Annotated in this window: 2 protein-coding genes; one reads left to right on the forward strand and one right to left on the reverse strand. The window is 67.6% G+C overall.

The annotated features are described in order from the left end of the window. Positions 1–70 precede the first annotated feature (70 nt). Positions 71–1,102, reverse strand: a complete 1,032-nt coding sequence (locus HMPREF1137_RS08255; RefSeq protein WP_009054242.1) for a cation diffusion facilitator family transporter — start codon at positions 1,100–1,102, stop codon at positions 71–73. Between the two features lie 201 nt (positions 1,103–1,303). Here HMPREF1137_RS08255 and HMPREF1137_RS08260 point away from each other — a divergent pair, with 201 nt between their 5' ends. Beyond that, entirely contained in the window at positions 1,304–2,293 is a 990-nt protein-coding gene (locus HMPREF1137_RS08260) for a malate dehydrogenase (RefSeq protein ID WP_009054243.1), read from the forward strand. Positions 2,294–2,348: the final 55 nt, after the last annotated feature.

Here is a 2,348-nt window from a genome sequence, read left to right on the forward strand (position 1 = left end):
CCTACATCTGCGCTCATGCCCTCAACCTACAAATCCACTGACCGCCTGTCAAGCGACAGGGGTTTTCATTCTAATGTCCGAGGTGCTCGTGCTCGCGGTGTTGCGGGCATTCGAGCTGGAACGTGGAGTGTGCGATGGGGAAGTGGTGGCATGCGCATTCGCCCAACTGGTGGACAATGCGGTCGCGGCTGGGGCCGTCGGATTCCGCGGAGACGGTCACGTGTGCGGTGACGGTCACCAGGTGAGATGAGACTGCCGCGACGTGCAGGTCGTGCACGTCTAGGACGCCGTCGACGTCCAGCATGTGTGCGCGCAGCTGTCGCACGTCGACGGATGTGGGTGCCTGCTCCATGAGGATTGCGACGGAGCGGCGCAGGAGCGTGAGCGCGCGCGGCGCCATGAGCACTGCGATCAGGAGCGAGGCGATCGCGTCGGCACGCGTCCACCCGAGGGCCCACTCGGCGCCGGCTGCGACGATGACCGCGAGAGACCCGAGCGCATCGTTCGCGACTTCGAGGAATGCGGCCTTCATGTTGAGGTTCGCCTCGCGCCCGCCCGCCAGGATCGCCAGCGATACGACGTTCGCGAGCAGGCCAATGACGCCGACGAGGAGCATGGGGCCGGCCTCGACCTCGGGCGGGGACAGTAGGCGCCACGCGCCCTCCCACACGACCATCACGCTGATGATAAGGAGCATGCCGGCCTGCAGGGCAGCGGCCAGGACTTCGGAGCGCGCCCACCCCCACGTGTGCTTCTCGTCGCGCGGGCGGCGCATGAGGCGCGCAGCGATCAGTGCGATAACGAGGCCGGAGGCGTCCACGACCATGTGCCCGGCGTCCGCAGCCAGGGACAGGGAGCCTGACCAGAAGGCGCCGAGCAGCTCCGCAACAACGACCGCTCCCGTCACTGCGAGCGCCCATCCCAGGCGCACCGCGGACGCCGACGAATGGGAGTGATCGTGCGAGTGTGCGCCGTGCTCGGTGCCCGGAGAGTGCGCGTGATCGTGGGAGTGGGCCACGGCCTCGTCAATATGGGGCGAGGCAGGGGCTGATTCTCGCGCGGAACCGGCGCTGGGGGAGGGGCTGGGACGGTTGTCGGACATGCTCCTACTGTACGTTCCGAATGGGCTCGGCGTGGAGAGCCCGACCGGTCGATATGTCGTAGATCACTGTCTGGGCGGGTTGTCTTGGGACTGGGTGCCCGGGTCTGAGTGTGACGGACGACGTATCCTAGGAGACAGAGCGCGGGGAACACCGCGACTGAAGGGCACACGCCCACAGGAACTGTAAAGGAGCGCCACATCATGGCAGAACCTCGTATCGTCACCGTCACTGGCGCAGCCGGCAACATCGGCTACGCCCTCCTGTTCCGCATTGCTTCCGGCCAGCTGTTCGGCCCGGACGTGCCCGTCAAGCTGCACCTGCTGGAGATCCCGCAGGCCGTGAAGGCTGCCGAGGGCACCGCGATGGAACTCGACGACTGTGCGTTCCCGACCCTGGCCGGCGTTGAGATCTTCGACGACGTGAACCGTGCGTTCCAGGGCACCAACGTTGCTTACCTGGTGGGCGCCATGCCGCGCCGCGCCGGCATGGAGCGCGCCGACCTGCTCGAGGCCAACGCGGGCATTTTCGGCCCCCAGGGCAAGGCCATCAACGACGGCGCCGCCGACGACGTGCGCGTCCTCGTCGTGGGCAACCCCGCGAACACCAACGCCACCATCGCCCAGAACGCTGCGCCGGACGTCCCCGCGTCGCGCTTCACCGCGATGATGCGCCTCGACCACAACCGTGCGATCGCGCAGCTCGCCCACAAGACCGGCGCCGCGAACGCCGACATCAAGGACGTCGTCGTGTGGGGTAACCACTCGGCCGACCAGTACCCGGACGTCTCCTTCGCGAAGGTTGCTGGCAAGCCTGCGACCGAGCTCGTGGACGAAGAGTGGCTGTCCAGCTACTACCGTCCCACCGTCGCCAAGCGCGGCGCCGCCATCATCGAGGCGCGCGGCGCCTCCTCGGCCGCCTCCGCTGCAAACGCCGCGATCGACCACATGTACTCGTGGATCCACGGCACCCCCGAGGGTGAGTGGGTCACCGCCGGTGTCATGTCTGACGGCACGCACTACGGCGTCCCCGCCGGCCTGAACTTCGGCTTCCCCGTCACCTCCGATGGTGGCGAGTGGCAGGTCGTCGACGGCCTCGAGATCTCCGACGCGACCCGCGCCGGAATCGACCACAACATCAAGGCCCTCCAGGAAGAGTACGACGCCGTCAAGGCGCTCGGCTTCATCAAGTGAGGCTACCGCCCTCGTGGCGGTTGGTGGGAAGGGCGCGCGCCCGGCTGATTGGCCG

Source organism: Actinomyces sp. ICM39 (assembly GCF_000282935.1).
Classification (GTDB): Bacteria; Actinomycetota; Actinomycetes; order Actinomycetales; family Actinomycetaceae; genus Pauljensenia; species Pauljensenia odontolytica_B.